Below are 18,680 nucleotides of genomic sequence, written 5' to 3'. Positions count from 1 at the left end.
CGGCAAACTGTGATCGCGGTTACGAAAGGGCGTGTTGCGCCGCGCGGTAGGTCGAGGGGGAACAGCCTTCCAGCCGATTGAAAAACCGGGCGAAATAGGCCGGATCCTTGAAGCCGAGGCTGTAGGCGGTTTCATGCACCGTGCAGGCGCTGAACAACAGCATGCGTTTGGCCTCGCGCAGCAGCCGATCGAAGATCAGCCGCTTGGGCGGCCGGTTGGCGAAGCGCCGGCACAGGTCGTTGAGCCGCGATTCGGTCACCCCCAACGCCTGCGCATACTCCGGCACCGGCAGATGCTCGCGGAAACGCTCGTCCACCATCTTGTTGAAGCGCTGGAACAGCTGCAGTTCGCCGCGCACGCCGCTGTTGGCGCTGTCTTCCAGCGCGGTGTTACGCAGCAGCAGCGTGAACACCGCCTGCGCCAACAGCGCCAGCGTCTGTTCGCGCCCGGCCAGATTCTGCGCGAACTCGCGGCGGATCAGCGCCCAATAGTGGCTGAGCGCCGTCAGCTCCTGCGGCGCATCGGCCAGCGACAGGCAGATGCCCGGCATGTCCAGCGCCAGGTTGCTGCCGGGGTACAGGCGCTCCAGCAGCGGCCAAATCAACTCCTGACGCACCGTCAGCACGTGGCCGTCGCTGTCCGGTTCGGTGAAGAACGCATGCGGCACCGACGGCGGCGTGAGGATGAACAGCGGCGCCTGCACCGAATAGTGCTGATCGTCGAGCTGCAGCTCTATCTTGCCGGTCTCCAGAAAATGCACCTGGAAGAAGCAGTCGTGCCAGTGCACCTGCATGTCGCGGCCAAAGAATGCCGCCAACCCGGCGAAGGTTTCGTAGTGCACCTCGTCGGCGGCGTAGCGCGCGTCATACTCTTTGCAAATATCGATGTTGGCGATAAAACCGGTACTTTTCCGCACCTCATTACCTCCTGCAATCCTGCCTGTCTGCGTATCAAGGCGTCGCTCTCGGGCGCGAATCCTTCATCGGGATGCGCCACACCAGCACGGCGCCGACGATCAACAGCGCCGAGACGAAATACAGCCCGGAGTTGAAGCTGCCGGTCATGTCCTTGAACCAGCCGATCAACAGCGGGCTGAGCGCCGATCCGATGTTGCCGGTGGCGTTGATCACCGCGATCCCCACCGCCCGCGCTTCCAGGCTGATCGACTGATCCGGCGTGGTCCAGAAGATCGCCATGGCGGTAAAGGAACCGACCGACGCCATCACGATCCCCAGCAGCTGGATCAGGCTGTGATCGGTGGCGGACGCCAGCAGCCAGCCGGCGGCGGCGAACAGGTACGGCAGCGCGGTGTGATGCTTGCGCTCCTGCAGCCTGTCGGATCGTTTACTCCACCACACCATGCCGGCGATGGTGCAGATCTGCGGGATCGCCGCCAGGATGCCGATCGTCACGTTGCTGCTGCCCTGGTTGAAGCTCTGCAGGATCTGCGGCGTCCAGATGTTGATCGCACTCAGGGTGTTGGTCAGGCAGAAATAGGCCAGCGTATACATCAACACAATCGGCGTGAAAATCTCGCGCCACAGGCTACGCTGCTGCAGCGCGCGGTGGCTGCTCGGCCCGTTGGGTTGCACCAGCTGCAGCTTGTCGGCCTCCATCATCGCCTTCAGGCTGGCTTTTTCCTCGTCAGTCAGCCACTTGGCCTTGGCCGGGGTGTCGTCGAGGTAGAACCACACCACCACGCCCAGCAGCACCGACGGGATCCCTTCCAGCAGGAACAGCCACTGCCAGCCCTTCAGGTTCATCACTCCGTCCAGCGCCAGAATATAGCCGGAGACCAGCGAACCGATCGCCATAGTCACCGGCATGGCGATCATGAACAAGGCGTTGGCGCGGGCGCGATAAAACGCCGGGAACCAGTAGGTGAGGTACACCAGAATGCCCGGCAGGAAGCCGGCCTCGGTGATGCCAACGATCATGCGCAGCACATACAGGCTGGTCGGCCCGGTGGCGAACATGGTGCAGGTGGAGGCGATGCCCCACAGCACCATGATGGTGGCGATCCAGCGCCGCGCGCCGACCCGGCTCAGCATCATGTTGCTGGGAATGCCGAAGATCACGTAGGTGACATAGAACAACGTCGCCGCCAGCCCGAACATGGTCGAGCTGAGGCCGAGATCTTTGCCCATCGTCAGCCCGGCGAAGCCGATGTTGATGCGATCGAGGAAAGAGAAAACAAACAACACGAACAGGAAAATAATCAGGCGCCGAAACAACTTTTTAATCACCGATTGCTCGGCGGCGGTTAACGCTTTATGTTGCTGCGCCGGGTTGGCCGGCGGCAGCGAATCGACGTGGTTCATGGTTCAGTAGACTCCCGATGAAGGCGCTTGCGCCCCGCCCTGTTTGAACTCGTCCGCCAGGGCTTCCGCCGCCCGCGCCAGCAGGGTGGTATCCACCCCTACCGCGACGAACAGCGCGCCGGCTTCCAGATAGCGCTGCGCCAGCGCCTTGTTGGCCATCAGAATGCCCGGCGCCTTGCCGGCGGCGCGGATGCGCGCGATGGCGTCGTCGATGGTGCGCTGCACCTCCGGGTGCTGCGGGTTGCCGGCGAAGCCCATATCGGCGCTGAGATCCGCCGGGCCGATAAACACGCCGTCCACCCCTTCCACCTGCAGAATGGCGTCGAGGTTTTTCACCGCCTCGCGGGTTTCAATCTGCACCAGCACGCACATCTGCTCGTCGGCCTGCTGCAGGTAATCGGGCACCCGGTTCCAGCGCGAGGCGCGCGCCAGGGCGCTGCCGACGCCGCGCACGCCATGCGGCGGATAACGCGTGGCGCGCACCGCGTCGCGCGCCTGTTCGGCGTTCTGAATCATCGGGATCAATAAGGTTTGCGCACCGACGTCCAGCAGTTGCTTGATGATCACCGCGTCGTTCCACGGCGGCCGCACCACCGGCTGGCTGGGGTAAGGCGCAACAGCCTGCAACTGCCACAGCACCGTCTGCACGTTGTTGGGCGCATGTTCGCCGTCGATCAGCAGCCAGTCGAAACCGGCGCCGGCCAACAGTTCGGCGCTGTAGCTGCTGCACAGCCCGAGCCACAGCCCGATCTGCGGGCGTTTTTCCTGCAGCGCTCGCTTGAAGTGGTTGGTTAACATCGCATTCTCCCTGACAAGCGGGCGCGGCGCATGGCCCCCGCCCGGTTTAGTGCGGCCCGGTTCGCCGAGCCTGCTTATTAGACGAAGCGGCAGCTGATGCAGCCCATCGGGCCGTAGTCGACGTGGAAGGTATCGCCGCGCCGCGCCGGCACCGGCCGGGTGAATGAACCGCCGAGGATCACCTGCCCCGCTTCCAGCTCCACCTCATACGGCGCCAGCTTGTTGGCCAGCCAGGCCACGCCGTTGGCCGGGTGGTTGAGCACCGCGGCTGCCACGCCGGACTCTTCAATCACGCCGTTGCGGTACAGCAGCGCAGAGATCCAACGCAGATCCAGCGCATCCGGCTTGATCGGCCGCCCCCCCATCACCACCCCGGCGTTGGCGGCGTTGTCGGAGATGGTGTCGAACACCTTGCGCGGCCGCTGCGTCTCGGGATCGACGTTGTGGCTGCGCGCGTCGATGATCTCCAGCGCCGGAATGACGTAGTCGGTGGCGTTGTAGACGTCGAACAGCGTGCAGTTCGGCCCGCGCAGCGGCTTGGCCAGCACGAACGCCAGCTCCACTTCCACCCGCGGCACGATGAAGCGATCGATCGGAATGTCGCTGCCGTCGTTGAAGAACATGTCGTCCAGCAGCGCGCCGTAATCCGGCTCGGTGATCTGCGAGCTCACCTGCATGGCGCGCGAGGTCAGGCCGATCTTGTGGCCTTTGAGCGTGCGCCCCTCGGCGATCTTCAGTTCTACCCACTGCCGCTGAATGGCATAGGCGTCTTCAATGGTGATCTCGGGATGATCGAGCGACAGCGCGCGGATCTGCTCACGGCTCTTTTCCGCCTGATGCAGACGCTGCACGGCGCGGTTAACCTGCTCTTTATCCAGCATTTACGACCCCTTATTCACGCCTTGTTGAACAGCGCGTGGACATTGTTCTGTTTGTAATTCAGCACCGGATCCAGCTCTTCCATAGTGAAAGAGAGCGCCAGGTAACGCTGCGCCATCAGCGCGGCGAAGTGTTCCTTGATCAGCGCAAACAGCATCTCGCCCACCTGCTGACGGCTTTCCAGACTGCGGCCGTGGCCGATCTTCAGCGTCATGTGCACGAAGGCGTAATCCTGCTTGCCGTCGGCCATTTGCCAGGTATCGAGCCAGATGGCGCGGCTGCGCACGCCGGCCAGCGGGAAGATGCCGGTCGCCGCCAGTGCCTCGTTGACCTTGGCGAACAGGGTGGGCAAATCCGCCTCGCGGCGGATGTTGTCGGTACATTCAGCGTAAAAATGGGGCATAGCGTTCTCCAGACGGCGCATAGGCGCGGGCGAGGCCCGCGCAACGGCATTTACAGCGTATTGCCAAGTTTGAAACCTTTTTCCGTATCGCCCTCGCGGGTATAGGAAAAACCGTCTGCGCCGATGGTGACGGCCATTTCGCTGGGCGCGCTGCGTTCGATGACTGGCTGCGGCTGCCCATCGAGATCCAGCACCAGCGATCCTTCGGTGTACCAGCTCGGCACCACCGGATTGCCCCACCAGTCGCGGCGCTGGTTGTCATGCACGTCCCAGGTCACGGTCGGGTTGTCCGGATCGCCGGTGTAGTAATCCTGCGTGTAGATTTCCACACGGTGGCCATCGGGATCGCGCAGGTAGAGATAGAACGCGTTGGAGACGCCGTGACGGCCAGGGCCGCGTTCGATCAAATCGGATTTGCGCAGCGCGCCGAGCTTGTCGCAGATGGCCAAAATGTTGTGTTTTTCATGGGTGGCGAAGGCGATGTGGTGCATGCGCGGCCCGGCGCCGCCGGTCATCGCGGTATCGTGCACCGTCGCCTTGCGGCGCATCCAGGCAGCGTAAACCACGCCGTCTTCATCGCGGATGTCTTCCGTCACGCGGAAACCCAGCCCCTGGATATATTCCACGGCGCGCGGCACATCAGGGGTGATTTGGTTAAAGTGGTCGAGGCGCACCAGCGCGCCCGGCGTATACAGATCGTAACGCCAGGCCAGACGCTCGACGTGCTGCACATCGTAGAAAAACTCATACGGGAAACCGAGCGGATCTTCTACCCGCACCGCATCGCCGATGCCTTTGGCGAACCCGTTAACCCGCCGCTCGGTGCGGCAGCCAAGCGCCTTGAAATACGCTTCGGCGCGATCGACGTCTTCCGGCGTGCGCACGCGGAAAGCAAACGCCGCCACGGCGGCGACCGGGCCTTCGCGCAGCACCAGGTTATGGTGAATGAACTCCTCCATCGAACGCAGGTAGAGGGTTTTGTCATCTTCGGCGGTTACGACCAGGCCGAGGATATCGACGTAAAATTCGCGTGCGGCTTTAAGGTTCGTGACCTGAATCTCCATGTAGGCACAGCGCACGACGTCGGGAGCAGGGACAGCATTAGTGGTCAGTTTTGTCGTCATTGTTCTCATCTCTTTCGTTATTATTGTGGCCTGAGGCTCAGACGCCCCATTTCGGGATCGGGTGGTCGCCCATGGAAATGCACACGTTCTTCATTTCGGCGAACACTTCGAAGCTGTATTCGCCGCCTTCGCGGCCGGTACCGGAGGCTTTCACGCCGCCGAACGGTTGGCGCAGATCGCGCACGTTTTGGGTGTTGACGAAAACCATGCCCGCTTCGATGCCGCGGGCCAGGCGCAGAACCTTGCTCACATCCTGCGTCCAGATGTACGACGCCAGGCCGTACTCCACGTCGTTGGCCATGCGCAGGCCGTCTTCTTCCGATTTGAACGGCAGCAGGCAGGCCACCGGCCCGAAGATCTCCTCCTGCGCTACGCGCATCCGGTTGTCGACATCCGCCAGCACCGTCGGGCGCAGGAAGTTGCCGTGGCTCAAGCCGGCCGGTTTATCCGGGCCACCGGCCAACAGGGTCGCCCCTTCCTCCACCCCGAGGCGGATATAGCCGGAGACTTTTTCCCAGTGCTGCGGGCTGATCAGCGCCCCCACCTGGGTGTTGGGATCTTGCGGATCGCCGACGCGCAGACGGTTGGCGCGCTCGGCGAAACGTTTGACGAATTCCGGGTAGATGCTCTCCTGAATGAAGATGCGCGAACCGGCGGTGCAGCGTTCGCCGTTGATCGAGAAGATGGTGAACAGCGCGGCGTCGAGCGCCCGCTCGATGTCGGCGTCTTCAAAGATCAGCACCGGCGACTTGCCGCCGAGCTCCATGGAGAATTTCTTCAGCCCGGCGCTTTCGATGATGCGCCGGCCGGTGGCGGTGCCGCCGGTGAACGAAACCGCGCGCACGTCTTTATGGCGCACCAATGCGTCGCCGGCGGTGGCGCCGTAGCCCTGCACCACGTTCAGCACCCCGGCCGGAATGCCGGCTTCCAGCGCCAGCTCGCCCAGGCGATCGGCGCTCAGCGGCGACAGTTCGGACATTTTCAGCACCGCCGTGTTGCCCAGCGCCAGGCAAGGCGCGGTTTTCCAGGTGGCGGTCATGAACGGCACGTTCCACGGCGACACCAGCGCGCAGACCCCCACCGGCTGCACCAGCGTGTAGTTGAGCATCTTGTCGTCCACCGGGTAGGTCTTGCCGTTCATCTGCTGGCATACCTCGGCGAAGAATTCGAAGTTGTGCGAGGCGCGCGGGATCAGCACGTTTTTGGTCTGATGGATCGGCAGGCCGGTGTCGGCGGTTTCCATTTCGGCGATCTGCGGCACGTTCTGGTCGATCAGTTCACCCAAACGGCGCATCAGGCGCGCACGCTCTTTCATCGGCGTATTCGCCCACTTGGGAAACGCCTCTTTCGCGGCCGCCACCGCCTGGTCGATCTCCAGCTGGCCGCCGGATGCCACCTCCGCCAGCACCTCGCCGTTCGCCGGGTTGGTGGTGGTGAAATACTCTTTGCTGGCGACGTTCTTGCCGTTGATCCAGTGGTTGATGGTTTTCATCGCAGGCTCTCCTCGTAATCTTTTTCACTGATAATGTGGTTAACCAAACGGCCGATGCCTTCGATCTCCACCACCACTTCGTCGCCCGGCCGCACGTCGGCCAGCCCTTTCGGCGTGCCGGTGGCGATCATGTCGCCCGGCTGCAGCGTCATGAATTCGCTCAGGTAGGCGATCAGGAACGGAATATCGAAAATCATGTCGGCGGTGCTGCCGCGCTGGCGCAGCTCACCGTTGACGTAGGTGCTGAGCGCCAGCCGGTGCGGATCGGCGACGTCGTCGCGATCGACGATGTACGGCCCGATCGGCGTCAGGGTATCGCGGCTCTTCACCCGCAGATTCGGCCGGTAGTAGTTTTCCAGGTAGTCGCGGATGGCGTAGTCGTTGCACAGGGTGTAACCCGCCACATACTCCATGGCGCGCTCGCGGCTGACGTTGCGTGCGGTCTTGCCGATCACCGCCACCAGCTCGGCTTCATAATGCATGTACTCCACGTCGGCCGGACGCACCGATACCTGACGATGGCCGGTCAGGGTGTTCGGCGCCTTGAGGAACACCAGCGGCTCTTCCGGCGCCTTGAATTCCAGTTCGCTGGCGTGGTCGGCATAGTTCAGCCCCAGGGCAAACACCGTGCCCTGCGCCGGCGGCAGCCATTCCACTTCGCGCTCCTGCAGCACCTCGCCGTTCGGCAGCGTGACGCGCAGCTGGTCGTCCACCTGAACGTTGACGATCTGGCCATGATGGCGAATACGGGCATGTTTCATGATGCGGCTCCTGCCTGGGTGACGCGGTTGCTCAAAGTGGGCAGGCCGGCGGCGCGCACCGTCACCTCATCCCCCGGTTTGATCTCCACCCGCTGGTGCGGGGTGCCGATCAGCACCGCATCGCCCGGCTGCAGGGTGATGAAATCGCTGATGGCGGCGATCAGCTCCGGCACCGAGCGCACCAGATCGGCGGTGGACCAGCGATCCTGCTCCACGCCGTTGATCTCGGTGACGATCTCCAGCCGATCGGCATTCTCCAGTTGGCCCATCTCTCCCAGCGGGCAGAACCCGTCGCGGCATTTGGCCTTGATCGCCGGGCGATAGAAGCTGCTCTCCGGCAGGCTGACGTCGTTGGCCAACGCGTAACCGGCCAGATAACGGCTCACCTGCGCCGCCGGCACCTTGCGAACGGTGTCGCCGATGATCACCGCCAGCGTGCCGCCGCTCTGCACGGTTTCACCGGCCGGAAACGGGATCGCCCCGCCGTTGGCGAGGTGGGTATTGCGCGGTTTGATAAACCACACCGGGGTTTTGGGCGGGGTCTGGTACGGCGGCTGGTGAAACGCCTGATCCCAGGCGTCCAGTTGGCTGCGGTGGTTCAGCGCAACGGAAAATACGGTGCCTTTCATGCGAACTCCTCCAATGGCAAAACATGACAACCGGCATTCATTAATATGTTAATGATTACTTTTATACGCTGTGCAGCTTTTACGCAACGCGCTTGGAATGATTTGTGATCGTGATAACAAAATATTCACAAACAACAAACATTGGCGTGATTATTCAACGCATTAATCATTTTTCTTGCCATTTTTCGCTGCGCCACGCATTTTTGCTTTATCCCTGCGGATAACTTTGGCTACTATTAAGTTATTAACAAATCGGGCTTTGCGGGGCAGGCGCCCCCATGACGAGCGCCGTAACAGCGAACACCTTGATAGCTAAGGCCAAACTTATGCATGAATCGTTAACCATCGCCCTGCTGCAGGCGCGTGAAACCGCCATGGGGTTCTTCCGCCCGATCCTGAAAAGCCACAATCTCACCGAGCAGCAGTGGCGCATCATCCGCGTGCTGGCCAACAGCCGCTCGATCGAATTCCACGAACTGGCGGCGGAAACCTGCATCCTGCGCCCCAGCCTGACCGGCATTCTGTCGCGCATGGAGCGTGATAAGCTGATCTTCCGCCTCAAGCCGGTCAACGATCAGCGCAAGCTGTACGTGTCGCTGACCCAGCAGGGGCAGGATCTGTATGAAGTGGCGCGCCACCAGGTGGAACAGGGCTACGCCGAGATTGAAGCCGCTTTCTCGCGGCAGAAAATGGACCAGCTGATGACGTTGCTGGACGAGCTGATCACCCTGGGCGACAGCCTGCCCGCCAACGTCACCGCGCATCCCGCCAAGCAGTGATTGGGCCGGCCGAGATGCTTCACTGATGCTCGGATTTGCGGCTATCCTTTCCTCAAGAAAAAGCCCGAACTCGTCGGGCTTGAATTGAAAAACTGTCTCTACATTTTGAACGGCGGGACGGCCGCAGGCTTACCGTAGAGTTGCTTTTGCACGGTAGTCAGCAACTCACCTAACGTAGCCTCAAGATATTGCATAAACTGCGGCTGATTGATGGTGCGTTCATAAACTTCAACGGGCAGGAATCGCCTCATCTCAGCATTAAATTCCCGGCTTGTAACAACGGCATGTAAAGTATCGATTCGAGCCTGCAGCAACGCTTCAAACTTGCGCTCCAGGCCGTAATCAGCCAATTTTCTCGCCACCAGTTCCGCATCAATATCCGCATTCTGCTGTCTTAACCAGGCCAGATCCCAGATGTCGCGATAGCGAATGCGGCGCGTAGTTGCCGGCAGAGAAACGAGTTTGTCAGCCATAATTTCACTCAGTGTCTCAACCTGGATAATCAAATCAGAATAACCGTCCGGCAACTGAGAATAATTCCTTATCAGCATCCGCGGATCGCTCGTATAGGCTGGAATATTTGCGATCTCGATTTTGATGCGTTGCTTCGGCAATTCTTTACGCTCCGGGAACGTCGTCACCGATATTTGCCATTTATCCACGGTAACATCAACGTAGTCAGGCTCACGCCTCAGTTCCGCAGGCTCTTTAACCGTCACCTCCAGGCCATACCGACTGCCAACGTAGCGCTCAATGCACGTTTTGATTTCCTTCATGTTTGCAGAGCAAAAAAGACGGCCTCCCGCAAAGTCCAAGTCCTCGCTGAAACGGCTAGAGCCGTAGCACAGGCGCAGCGACGTGCCCCCCTGAAATATCAGAGACTTTAAGAATCCCGCATTCGAGAGTGCATACAAAATGTCATAATGCAGCAGTTCCTTTTCCACCACGGGCCTGACGGACGCCAGATTATCTGACCTGACGATGTCATCGACCAGTTGATTAAAATCGACGGAGTCAGACATCAGCGAGCTCTCCCTGTTGAATGAGATGCGTATTTCTCCCTACCCGAAACAGATCTTTTATCGCCGTTTCTTTCGTCGCGATGCGCAACGGGCCTCTGCCTTCGAGGCTCCCCCGAAGAATATCGATAGGTTTCTTGCTGGTATGGGTGATTTCGATAACGCCCCAAGGAGTGACGAACTCTCCCGAACGGCCGGTAGACATGATAGTAAGTCTATCGATAGGAATTTGTGAGATGACGCCGTACTGAGATAACGCAGATTCCAGGCTGATGTAATTGTATTCTCCCCGCCGAAGATTGATCGCGATGCTCTCCAGAGGGTACCCCCCCAGAGAAGCCCGAGCATTCGCATAAACCCCCTTCGCCACTCGTTTAAGGATACCGGCGGCCACTAAGCGATCGACTGATTTTTGCAATGTTTTCGGTGACTCGGCCGGGAAAAGGGTGGCGAGATCCTGAGTAAGAAAAATGTGCTTTCCCAACCTGCTGAATTTATCCAGCGTATTAATGGCTGTCATTTTATCCACGGCGTCATTCCTACGAATACTCCCCCTTATTTGGGGGGATTATGTATAGATGGATACGATAACAACGATATCTATACAAATAAACCCCTCTAAAGGGGTTTATTTGTAGATCACCGGGAGTGTTTCTGAATCAAACTTGAGCATTCGTTTCTGGCAACAGCGCGCCGCCGTCCACCACCAGCGTCTGGCCGGTGATATAGGCCGCCGCCGGCGAGGCGAGAAACACCATCGCCGCTGCGATGTCTTCCGGTTCCCCCAGCCGCCCGAGCGGCACCGCGGCGGCGATCGCCTGATTCACCTGCGCGTCGCCCAGGTTGGCCATCGCCGGCGTGCGGATCATCCCCGGCTCCACGCCGTTGACGCGAATGTTCTCCGCCGCCAGCTCCAGCGCCGCCGCGCGAATAAAGCCGTTTACCCCGGCCTTGGAGGCGGCGTAATGCGCCAGCCCCGGATACGCCACCCGCGGGCCGGTCACCGACGAGGTCACCAGCAGGCTGCCGCCGCCGGCGCGGCGCATCCACGGCAGCGCCGCCTGCGCCAGAAAGAACGGCGCCATCAGATTGACGCTCAGCGTGCGTTGCAACAGGGCCGCGTCGATGGCGGCGAACGGAGTCAGCGGAAAATAGGCGGCGTTGTGGATCACCACGTCCAGCCGTTGGTGCCGCTCGCCCACCGCCGCCACCAACTCGGCGATCTGCCCCGGCTCGGCCAGATCGCAGGCCAGCGCCTGCACGCTCAACCCTTCGTCCCGCAGCATTTGCGCCGCCACCTGCGCCTGCGGCAGCTGCACGTCCGCGATCGTCACCTCGGCGCCCAGCCGGGCGAAGGCGCTGACGATCGCCAGCCCGATGCCCTGCGCGCCGCCGGTCACCAGCACCGCCTGCCCGGCGAAGGCGTCGACCGCATAGGTTGCGCTCATCGGCCTATCCTCGCGGGTGGCGCGTGGTGTTCAGCACCTGCGCATGGGCGCCCACCGCAAAGTTGCTCAGCGCGCTGAAATCGCTGCCCTGATAACCGAGGATCTTGCCGTCGGTGCGCATGCCCTGCAGATCGATCATCACCACGCCCAGCGTCGGAATGATCTTCTCGCGCCAGACAAACAGATAAAGCTGCTCCGCCACCTTCACGTAGTGGCAGCGATCCACGTCCGCCAGTCCTTTCTCCACCCCGTCCAGACACTGCCAGGCATAGAAGTTGTCGTTCAGGTAGATGTGCTCGTAGCGCTCGGTCGGGCTGTAGGTGTACATGTTGCGCATGCCGATCAGCTCATCGGTAAAGCCCGGCGGCGCCACGTCGGCGTCATCCAGCGTGCCGAAGCGGAATTCGGCCTCGACCGCGGTCAGCGGCAGCCCCTGCTCCACCCGGCTGAAGGCGTCGAGCCGCGCCTGCGCTTCATCCGGCAGTTGGCCGTACACCGCGGTGAAGTTGCCCTGATTGCGGTCGCACACCAGCGTAATGCTGGCGTTGGCGCGGGCGGGATCGAGAAAATCGATGAACAGCACGCCGGGGCGAATGCTGGTAGCGCGATAGGCGATACCGCGCCGCTCCCCCCACTCCAGCGTCTGCTCGTCGGTGAACCGGCAACGCTGCGTCGCGCCGTCGCTGAAACGCAGCGTCAGCGTGGTGCCCGCCAGCCCGTGCTGGCGTTCCAGCGTGTTGCTGTGCGGCGCAAAGCCTTCCGCCAGCGCGCCAACCTGAATGAATACCGCTTCTGAACTCATGGAAATGCTCCTTACAGGGAAGTGAAAGCCAATGTCGGCACATCGACGATGGTAGAGCCGCCGTCGGCCACCAGCGCCGCGCCGGTAATGATTGAAGCCTCGCTGGAACAGAGGAAACGGCAGACGCGGGCGATCTCCTCGGCGCTGGCCGGCCGGCGCAGCGGCACGTCACGGCAGACCATCTGGTAAGCCTGCTCCAGCGAGATCTGATGGGCGTCCATCAGCAGCTGCATCTCTTCGTCCGCCATCGGCGTGGTTACCCAGCCCGGGCACACCGCGTTGGCGCGCACGCCCAGCGGGCCATAGTCGCGGGCGATGGAGCGCATCAGCCCGATCAGCGCGTGCTTGGCGGTGACGTAGCCGCAGACCTCCGGCCCGGCGGCCAGCGAGGCGATCGAGGCGACGAACAGCAGATTGCCGCCGCTCTTGATCAGCTCCGGCAGGCAGGCGCGCGCGCTGGCGAAAGCGCTGTTGAGGTTGCTGTCCATCGCCCCTTGCCACTGCTCGTCGGTCATCTCGGTAATACGCTTGAAGCCCATGCCACCGGCGCTGCCGATCAGGCAGTCGATGCGCCCGGCGTCGCGCAGAATGGCCGGCAGCAACGTGTGGGCCCAGCTCTCGCCGCTGGCGGCGTCGCCCACCAGCGCCTGCGCGCCGATCTCATGCGCCAGCGCCGCCAGCGGTTCCGGGCGGCGGCCGATGATGAACACCCGATCGCCCTGCGCCGCCAGCAGACGGGCGCAGGCGGCGCCGACGCCGGTGCCGCCGCCGGTAATCACAACCACTCTATTCATGATTCAGCTTCTCCATCAGTTGGCCGATCATCAGCAGGCTGCTCAACAGCAGCCGCCGCTGTTCGGCATCCAGCCGCAGATAGCGGCGGCCGGCCGGCAAACGGCTGACCACCTCCGACGCGGCGAAATGCTCGATATCCACCTGCCAGCGCCCGTCTTTGACCGTCAGCCGCACGCGGCGAAAATCCAGCTGCGCCAGCGTCTCGCCGATCTGCGGGTAGCGCACCAGGCCGGCCAGCAACCGCTGCGCGGCCGCATGGCGTTGGCGCAGCAGATAGCGCACGCCGCGCCGCCGCAGCCAACCGCCGGTCACCACGTCCAGCGTCAGCGGGGGCTGCGCCGCGCACGCGCCCTGTAACCGAAAGCGGTGGCTGACGATATGCGCCATAAACAGCCCCTGCACCTGTTCGCTGACCTCGATCTGCGGCCCCTGCGGCAGCGTCAGCCGCAGCAGGCCCGGCGCCAGGCGTTCGCACGCGTAGGGTTCCAGGTTGCGCGCCAGACGATCCAGCGCGGCGCCCGGCCGATAGCCCGACGGCGCTCGCCGCCAGGCGCGATTAAGTGAGGGAAGTAAGCCGATCAAACTGCGCCTCCTCGTTTTCACCCTTGGCGAACGCGTTCTCCAGCACCTGCTCGACCGGCACCGGCTTGAACGGATTCACTTTCTGCACGCACAGCGTCCAGAACAGCGCATAGGCGGCGGTCAGGCCGATCATCCAGCCGAAGGGAATGTAGACGTCGTGCGGGTTCATCCCCGGCGGCGTGATGTAGACGATGGCCAGCACGATGCCGACGCTGGAGACGATCTGCGGCAGCGGGAACCACGGCGATTTATAGGCGCGCGGCAGATCGGGGCGGCGCAGGCGCAGGATCACCACCGAGCAGGTCACCAGCAGGTAGGCCACGCCCCAGGCGCACACCGCCGCCAGCACCAGTGGAATGATCCTGTCGAGGTTGCCCTGAATGGCGAAGGCGTGTACGCAGGGGATCAAGACCGCCACCAGAATGCCGACCACCGGCGTCTTAAAGCGTGGGTGCAGATAGGCGAACATGCGCGGCAGCGCGCCGTCCAGCGCCATGCCGTACAGAATGCGCGGCACCGCCGCCATCAGCGTGTTGATGGTTGCTGCGCCCGCCAGCAGCAGGCCGACGCCCAGCCAGTATTTGCCGAACTGGCCCATCACCTGGCCGGCGAACGCCGGGATGGCCATCGGCGTTTCCAGCAGGCGCGTGCCGCTGGCGGCGTCGATCACCACGTTTTCCACCTGGTGGCTGAGCGCCGCGCCATACAGCGCCATGCACACCGCCACGCCGCACAGCCCGAGCGCCATCGCGCGCGGGATCACCCGATCGCAGCGTTTGATCTCCGGCGCCATCGGCGTCACCAGCTCACAGCCGACGAACATGAACATCGCCATGCCGATCAGGCTGAATACCGCGAAGGGATCGTTCAGATCGAGCGTGCTGCCGAACCAGCCCTCGAGCGGCACCGCATGCGGCGACAGCAGCCCGACGATGCCGAAAATCACCAGCGTGCTCCACATGGCGAAGGTCAGCACGATCTCCGCCTTGCCGAAGGCCTCAATGCCGAACGCGTTGAGCAGGCCGAACACGACGACCAGCCCGACGCCGACCATCCAGGAGGCGTTGTGGCTTTCCATCAGGGTGTTGAGATGCTCGAAGTTCACCAGCGCCATGATGCCGGAGAGAATGGTCTCGGCGGTGCCGGCGAAGATGTGCACGATCAGGTAGGCCGACAGCGCGCCGGTGATGGCGAAAAAGCGCCCCATGCCGCAGGAGATGTAGTCGTAAACCGAACCGGAGGTCGGCAACAGCGCCGCCGCTTCGGAGAAAGTGGTGAGCTGCGCCTGCATCATGATGAAGGCGATCAGCATCGCCAGCGCGAAGGTGTCGCCGCCGATGCCGAAGCCGCTGGTGACCGTCAGGATCACCGGGCTGGCCATGATCACCCCGACCGAACTGGCCAGGGTGGTGGGAAAGCCGACCTTGCCTCGAGCCAGGTGGGCGTGCAACCGCGACGACAGGTTCATGGTTATTTCCTCTTATAGTTTTGGCCTGATGCATGCAGGTGCTTGCAGGTTTTTCACCGCCAGCGGCGGTCATCTCACTATAGAGAGGAAAGGAAAATGCTGACTATCGTCCTTAAGGACGAGACGCTTTCAACCTGCGGCAGCGCTCACGGCGGCGCGCCACTGCATCGCCCCCTGCGGGCTGCGCGGGTAGGCGCGCAGCGGCGCCAACAGCGTGGAAAAGAAGGCGTAATAGCCGGCGCACAACCGGTTGTAGCGATCTTCGCCCACATGCGCCGGGCAGCCGCCCTGACAGACGCTTTTCACGCTGCAGCGTTGGCACTCGCGGCGCAGGCTTTTGTTCTTGCCGAACGGCATCTCCGCCGCCTTTGCCGCCAGGATGGCGAGCGGCGTGTGGCGATCGGCATGGCCGAGCAGGTGCTGCGCGTTGATAAGATGATCGCAGGCGTAGAGGCGACCGTCCGGCTCCATCACCAGATTGCCGCCGCAGCGTTCGGCGTGCACGCAGCTGGGGCTGACGTGAGTAAAATACTGCGCGTAGACCTGCTCGATGTTCATCACAAACACCTGGCCGACGTGCCCGCGGCTGCGCCAGCGGCGGTATACCGCCAGCATGAAGCGCCCCCAGTTGGCGGCACTCAGCCCATAGCCGGCGGTGGGCGCATCCCCTTCCAGCATCAGCGGCTGGAACTGCAGATAGCGCGCCCCGATCGCCACCGCATGATCGTAGATCGCCTCGGCGCGATCCGCGACGCCGTCGTGCACCACCATCAGCAGGTTGAAGTCGATCTGATGGCGCTGCAGCAGCGCGATGCCGCGCAGCGCGGCGTCATAGCTGGCACCGCCGCGCTTGTCCGGCCGATGAGCGTCCTGCACCTCGCGATCGCCGTCCAGGCTGACGCCGATGATGAATTGATGCTGCCGGAACAGCCGGCACCAGGCATCGTTCAGCAGGGTGCCGTTGGTCTGCAGGCTGTTGCTGATCCGCACGCCCGGCGGCGCAAAGCGGCGCTGCAACGCCAGCGCCCGCTTGTAAAAACCGATCCCCGCCAACAGCGGCTCTCCGCCCTGCCAGACGAAGTTGATCTCGCGGCTGTAGCGCGGCTGAGCGGCGATGTAGCCGCGGATAAACTCCGCCAGCAGGTCGTCGTCCATCTTGCGCGTCCGTTCTTCCTGGCGCTGCGGATAGTAGCAGTAGCGGCAACCCAGGTTGCAGCCGGCGCCGATCGGCTTCACCAGCAGGTGAAAAGGCGCCGCCGCGCGCGGTTCGCTCTCTACCGGGATCTGCTGCGCGCGCAGCTGGGCCAGGTTCATGGCGCCGCCTGCGGCAACGGTTTGTGGGTCTGCGGATCCAGGCCGATGTAGTCGCCGGTGTTGGCGTCGACGCCGAGATAGTCGATCGCTGCACCTTTGGCTTCAATAACCATGCTCTGCTGCGCAAAGCGGCGATACGCCTCGCTCAGCCGTTTGACCCGTTCCGGGTCGGCGGCGGCCAGATCGCGCGTCTCCAGCGGATCGTCATGCAGGTTGAACAGCCCCCACGGCGCCATCTGCGCCGTCGGCCCGGCCTTCACCAACCGCCGCAGCTTCCAGACGCCGTCCACGTAGGCGGCCTGGTTATGCAGCTCCACGCCGTAGGTCGCGCGCGGCACACCGTCGGCCTCGCCGCTGAAATAGCGCTTGAAGCTGACGCCGACCATCGGCAGCGTCGGCTTGGCCTTCAGCGGTTTGCTGGCGTCGATGCCGGCATAGTCGTACAGCGTCGGTGCGATGTCATACACCGCCATCGGCGTGCGATCGATACCGCCGCGGCCCTTCAACCCCGGCGCGGAGATGATGAAATCGGTGTTGATGCCGCCCTGCGCGCTGGTGGTCTTGTGGTAGTTGGCGTACGGCGCATTGCTGACGTTGGCCCAGTGCGGCCCGTAAGAGATGAACGATCCCTTGCGGCCGAGGTTGGCGTAGCTGTTGTCGAACTGCCGCCAATACTCCGGCTTCGAGCCGTAGTAAAAGCCGCTGGCCGGGTTGGCGCCGTTGTCGGTGGCGAACACGATCACCGTATTTTGGTCGCGGCCGGTCTGCTTCAGGGTATTCAGCACCGCGCCGACCTGATCGTCCATGTAAGCGATCATCGCCGCGTACACCTGCATGGTCTTGGCTTCATATTTTTGCTGTTCCGGCGTCAGCGCGTTCCAGGCCTTATCCAGCGCCAGCGTCGGCATCGGCGTGCGATCGGAAATCAACCCCAGCGCCTTCAGGCGCTGAATGCGCCGCTGATAGGCCTGCTGGTAACCGGCGTCGTATTTGCCGTCGAATTTGGCGATCCAGTCATCCGGCGCCTGCAGCGGATCGTGCGGCGCGGTAAACGCCAGATAGGCGAAGACGGGCTTATTCTGCGGCGTCTCACGGATCCACTGTTCCAGCTGTTCGGCATAGGCCTTGCTGGAATAGAAATCTTTGGGCAACGACACACGTTTGCCGTTCAGGGTGTAAAACGTGTGGAACGCCTCCACGGTACCCAGCGGTTTCGCGTCGTCGAAATGGCTGGTGCCGCCGCCCATAAAGGCGAAGGCGCGCTCAAAGCCGCGATCGGTCGGTTTGGCGCCGTCGACATAGCCCAGGTGCCATTTGCCCGCCATCATGGTGGCGTAACCCGCGTCGCGAAAACGCTCCGGCAGCGTGGTCACGCGGTCGGTCAGGCGCATTTCATACCCCGGCTGCGCGGCGGTGCTCTCATACCACCACATGCCGCCCATGCCGGCCTGCTGATTGGTGTTGCCGGTCATCAACATCGAACGCGCCGGCGCCGACATCGGCGAGGTGTAGTACTGGCTCATGCGCACGCCCCGTTCGGCCAGCGCCTGCAGGTTGGGCGTCGGTATCTCGCCGCCGAATGGGCTGATGTCGGAGTAGCCCATGTCGTCCACCAGAATGATCAGCACATTGGGACGATCGGCGTCCGCCCCCTGAGCCAGGCCCGATAAGGCGCCGCTCAACGCCACCGCCAACGTTTTTTTCTGCATCGTCCGTCCCCTGTATGGTCATGCGGACTGAACAACCCGACGCCTCAGCCCGAGAAAGGTCATCATTTTTTCGTCTTATACGTTTGGCGCCGCCTGGCGCTATCTTCAATTCGCAGTGTAGAAAGCGGCGGAAAAGCCTGGCTATCGTTCTTAAGAACGAGGGACGGCGACGACAGCGGCGGCTGTAGCACGCGCGGGGCGGCGAAAGCTTCACCCGAGCAAGCATTGAAAAGCGCTGTAAATTCAGCGGGAAAAGCGGTGAACTATTTCATTAACCTATTAATGAAAATCGCGATAAATCCGAACGAAAAAGCCCTGATTAACGCAGTGTCATCTTGTTATTTATGTGTTTTATTG

At 62.4% G+C, this 18,680-nt stretch carries 19 protein-coding genes; 1 reads left to right on the top strand and 18 read right to left on the bottom strand.

Translation table 11 applies throughout. The features are described 5' to 3' along the window. Positions 1-19 precede the first annotated feature (19 nt). The 9 genes from hpaA to ACJ8IJ_RS16105 form a co-directional block, all read right to left on the bottom strand. Positions 20-916: a 4-hydroxyphenylacetate catabolism regulatory protein HpaA gene (gene hpaA / locus ACJ8IJ_RS16145; protein ID WP_004933161.1), complete on the bottom strand. Its 897-nt coding sequence runs from the start codon at positions 914-916 to the stop codon at positions 20-22. A 34-nt stretch (positions 917-950) separates the two neighbouring features. Then, a complete protein-coding gene (gene hpaX / locus ACJ8IJ_RS16140) occupies positions 951-2,321 on the bottom strand; it encodes a 4-hydroxyphenylacetate permease (RefSeq protein WP_074055320.1) in 1,371 nt (456 codons plus the stop codon). A 3-nt stretch (positions 2,322-2,324) separates the two neighbouring features. Further along, positions 2,325-3,119: a 4-hydroxy-2-oxoheptanedioate aldolase gene (gene hpaI, locus ACJ8IJ_RS16135; RefSeq protein ID WP_442518814.1), complete on the bottom strand. Its 795-nt coding sequence runs from the start codon at positions 3,117-3,119 to the stop codon at positions 2,325-2,327. A gap of 77 nt (positions 3,120-3,196) precedes the next feature. Further along, positions 3,197-4,000 (bottom strand): 2-oxo-hept-4-ene-1,7-dioate hydratase, encoded by an 804-nt coding sequence (gene hpaH / locus ACJ8IJ_RS16130; protein ID WP_004933170.1) that lies wholly within the window; start codon positions 3,998-4,000, stop codon positions 3,197-3,199. A 14-nt stretch (positions 4,001-4,014) separates the two neighbouring features. Next, on the bottom strand, positions 4,015-4,401 hold the full coding sequence (locus tag ACJ8IJ_RS16125) for a 5-carboxymethyl-2-hydroxymuconate Delta-isomerase (protein WP_004933172.1): 387 nt from the start codon (positions 4,399-4,401) through the stop codon (positions 4,015-4,017). A gap of 50 nt (positions 4,402-4,451) precedes the next feature. Further along, a complete protein-coding gene (hpaD, locus tag ACJ8IJ_RS16120; protein ID WP_004933173.1) occupies positions 4,452-5,525 on the bottom strand; it encodes a 3,4-dihydroxyphenylacetate 2,3-dioxygenase in 1,074 nt (357 codons plus the stop codon). 37 nt (positions 5,526-5,562) lie between these two features. Beyond that, positions 5,563-7,017 (bottom strand): 5-carboxymethyl-2-hydroxymuconate semialdehyde dehydrogenase, encoded by a 1,455-nt coding sequence (gene hpaE / locus ACJ8IJ_RS16115; RefSeq protein ID WP_033631722.1) that lies wholly within the window; start codon positions 7,015-7,017, stop codon positions 5,563-5,565. Continuing rightward, positions 7,014-7,778, bottom strand: a complete 765-nt coding sequence (locus ACJ8IJ_RS16110; RefSeq protein ID WP_004933177.1) for a fumarylacetoacetate hydrolase family protein — start codon at positions 7,776-7,778, stop codon at positions 7,014-7,016. Before ACJ8IJ_RS16110 ends, hpaE begins: the two co-directional genes overlap by 4 nt. Then, the gene (locus ACJ8IJ_RS16105; protein ID WP_154870154.1) at positions 7,775-8,407 is read right to left on the bottom strand and encodes a fumarylacetoacetate hydrolase family protein; all 633 of its coding nucleotides are present in this window, start codon (positions 8,405-8,407) and stop codon (positions 7,775-7,777) included. The genes ACJ8IJ_RS16110 and ACJ8IJ_RS16105 overlap by 4 nt, the downstream gene beginning before the upstream one ends. 326 nt (positions 8,408-8,733) lie before the next feature. Here ACJ8IJ_RS16105 and hpaR point away from each other — a divergent pair, with 326 nt between their 5' ends. After that, positions 8,734-9,186 carry a homoprotocatechuate degradation operon regulator HpaR gene (gene hpaR / locus ACJ8IJ_RS16100; RefSeq protein ID WP_004933183.1) on the top strand — a complete coding sequence of 151 codons (453 nt, stop codon included), beginning with the start codon at positions 8,734-8,736 and terminating at the stop codon, positions 9,184-9,186. A 98-nt stretch (positions 9,187-9,284) separates the two neighbouring features. On the opposite strand, the gene ACJ8IJ_RS16095 is transcribed toward hpaR, so the two are convergent. From ACJ8IJ_RS16095 to ACJ8IJ_RS16055, 9 genes are all read right to left on the bottom strand, one after another. Then, on the bottom strand, positions 9,285-10,208 hold the full coding sequence (locus ACJ8IJ_RS16095; protein ID WP_442518813.1) for a nucleotidyl transferase AbiEii/AbiGii toxin family protein: 924 nt from the start codon (positions 10,206-10,208) through the stop codon (positions 9,285-9,287). Further along, positions 10,201-10,734 carry a type IV toxin-antitoxin system AbiEi family antitoxin gene (gene abiEi / locus ACJ8IJ_RS16090; RefSeq protein WP_046898063.1) on the bottom strand — a complete coding sequence of 178 codons (534 nt, stop codon included), beginning with the start codon at positions 10,732-10,734 and terminating at the stop codon, positions 10,201-10,203. The genes ACJ8IJ_RS16095 and abiEi overlap by 8 nt, the downstream gene beginning before the upstream one ends. A 130-nt stretch (positions 10,735-10,864) precedes the next feature. Beyond that, positions 10,865-11,653: an SDR family oxidoreductase gene (locus tag ACJ8IJ_RS16085; protein ID WP_442518812.1), complete on the bottom strand. Its 789-nt coding sequence runs from the start codon at positions 11,651-11,653 to the stop codon at positions 10,865-10,867. Positions 11,654-11,657: 4 nt separating this feature from the next. Continuing rightward, positions 11,658-12,455, bottom strand: a complete 798-nt coding sequence (locus ACJ8IJ_RS16080; protein WP_442518811.1) for a molybdenum cofactor biosynthesis F family protein — start codon at positions 12,453-12,455, stop codon at positions 11,658-11,660. Positions 12,456-12,466: 11 nt separating this feature from the next. After that, positions 12,467-13,249: an SDR family NAD(P)-dependent oxidoreductase gene (locus ACJ8IJ_RS16075; protein ID WP_031300425.1), complete on the bottom strand. Its 783-nt coding sequence runs from the start codon at positions 13,247-13,249 to the stop codon at positions 12,467-12,469. After that, entirely contained in the window at positions 13,242-13,832 is a 591-nt protein-coding gene (locus ACJ8IJ_RS16070) for a DUF3156 family protein (protein ID WP_154870156.1), read from the bottom strand. Before ACJ8IJ_RS16070 ends, ACJ8IJ_RS16075 begins: the two co-directional genes overlap by 8 nt. Next, complete coding sequence (locus tag ACJ8IJ_RS16065; protein ID WP_280630958.1) at positions 13,807-15,300, bottom strand: APC family permease; 1,494 nt, start codon at positions 15,298-15,300, stop codon at positions 13,807-13,809. Before ACJ8IJ_RS16065 ends, ACJ8IJ_RS16070 begins: the two co-directional genes overlap by 26 nt. Positions 15,301-15,429: 129 nt before the next feature. Beyond that, on the bottom strand, positions 15,430-16,614 hold the full coding sequence (locus tag ACJ8IJ_RS16060) for an anaerobic sulfatase maturase (protein WP_442518810.1): 1,185 nt from the start codon (positions 16,612-16,614) through the stop codon (positions 15,430-15,432). Then, positions 16,611-18,323, bottom strand: coding sequence for an arylsulfatase (locus ACJ8IJ_RS16055; RefSeq protein WP_442518809.1), 1,713 nt, complete (start codon positions 18,321-18,323; stop codon positions 16,611-16,613). Before ACJ8IJ_RS16055 ends, ACJ8IJ_RS16060 begins: the two co-directional genes overlap by 4 nt. Between the last annotated feature and the right edge of the window lie 357 nt (positions 18,324-18,680).

It is taken from the genome of Serratia sp. CY40230, assembly GCF_052168835.1.
GTDB lineage: Bacteria > Pseudomonadota > Gammaproteobacteria > Enterobacterales > Enterobacteriaceae > Serratia > Serratia nematodiphila.
The sequence above is the reverse complement of the archived record's forward strand: the minus strand, read 5'-3'. Positions and strand labels throughout refer to the sequence as shown.

Coding starts and splice junctions, on each gene's coding strand:
- hpaX (WP_074055320.1), bottom strand. CDS start 2,321: ATGAACCACGTCGATTCGCTGCCGCCGGCCAACCCGGCGCAGCAACAT.
- hpaI (WP_442518814.1), bottom strand. CDS start 3,119: ATGTTAACCAACCACTTCAAGCGAGCGCTGCAGGAAAAACGCCCGCAG.
- hpaH (WP_004933170.1), bottom strand. CDS start 4,000: ATGCTGGATAAAGAGCAGGTTAACCGCGCCGTGCAGCGTCTGCATCAG.
- ACJ8IJ_RS16125 (WP_004933172.1), bottom strand. CDS start 4,401: ATGCCCCATTTTTACGCTGAATGTACCGACAACATCCGCCGCGAGGCG.
- hpaD (WP_004933173.1), bottom strand. CDS start 5,525: ATGACGACAAAACTGACCACTAATGCTGTCCCTGCTCCCGACGTCGTG.
- hpaE (WP_033631722.1), bottom strand. CDS start 7,017: ATGAAAACCATCAACCACTGGATCAACGGCAAGAACGTCGCCAGCAAA.
- ACJ8IJ_RS16110 (WP_004933177.1), bottom strand. CDS start 7,778: ATGAAACATGCCCGTATTCGCCATCATGGCCAGATCGTCAACGTTCAG.
- ACJ8IJ_RS16105 (WP_154870154.1), bottom strand. CDS start 8,407: ATGAAAGGCACCGTATTTTCCGTTGCGCTGAACCACCGCAGCCAACTG.
- hpaR (WP_004933183.1), top strand. CDS start 8,734: ATGCATGAATCGTTAACCATCGCCCTGCTGCAGGCGCGTGAAACCGCC.
- ACJ8IJ_RS16095 (WP_442518813.1), bottom strand. CDS start 10,208: ATGTCTGACTCCGTCGATTTTAATCAACTGGTCGATGACATCGTCAGG.
- ACJ8IJ_RS16085 (WP_442518812.1), bottom strand. CDS start 11,653: ATGAGCGCAACCTATGCGGTCGACGCCTTCGCCGGGCAGGCGGTGCTG.
- ACJ8IJ_RS16080 (WP_442518811.1), bottom strand. CDS start 12,455: ATGAGTTCAGAAGCGGTATTCATTCAGGTTGGCGCGCTGGCGGAAGGC.
- ACJ8IJ_RS16075 (WP_031300425.1), bottom strand. CDS start 13,249: ATGAATAGAGTGGTTGTGATTACCGGCGGCGGCACCGGCGTCGGCGCC.
- ACJ8IJ_RS16065 (WP_280630958.1), bottom strand. CDS start 15,300: ATGAACCTGTCGTCGCGGTTGCACGCCCACCTGGCTCGAGGCAAGGTC.
- ACJ8IJ_RS16060 (WP_442518810.1), bottom strand. CDS start 16,614: ATGAACCTGGCCCAGCTGCGCGCGCAGCAGATCCCGGTAGAGAGCGAA.
- ACJ8IJ_RS16055 (WP_442518809.1), bottom strand. CDS start 18,323: ATGCAGAAAAAAACGTTGGCGGTGGCGTTGAGCGGCGCCTTATCGGGC.